The following is a 283-nucleotide window of genomic DNA, read 5'->3' as shown; positions in this document are numbered from 1 at the left end:
TTAAATTCATTCATAGTTAATTATTCTAATTTGCTCATTAATTCATCCCTTCTAATTGTTCAATTAATCTTTGAACACCTTCTTTTGATTTTGAATGCACTAAAACACTTACATTTATTGGGTTATAGAACATTCTTGAAATTTTTACTAATGCTTCAAGATGCCAATTATTGTATCTTTCATGCGTTGCAATTAAAACAAAAAGTTTAGTTTTTTCACCGTCTATAGATTCAAAATCAACACCTTCTTTTTTTATTCCCAATGCAATTGTAAAATGTTCAAT

The 283-nt window shown here is 26.1% G+C and carries 1 protein-coding gene; it reads right to left on the bottom strand.

From position 1 onward, the window contains the following. Nucleotides 1-37: 37 nt before the first annotated feature. Nucleotides 38-283, bottom strand: a 246-nt coding sequence (locus AYC60_RS02380; protein ID WP_197416933.1) for a PTS sugar transporter subunit IIA, incomplete at its 5' end; no start/stop codon positions are given.

Origin of the sequence: Streptobacillus felis, from assembly GCF_001559775.1 — a bacterium.
In the GTDB taxonomy this organism is placed as follows: Bacteria; Fusobacteriota; Fusobacteriia; order Fusobacteriales; family Leptotrichiaceae; genus Streptobacillus; species Streptobacillus felis.
This window is presented reverse-complemented; position numbering and strand designations above follow the sequence as displayed.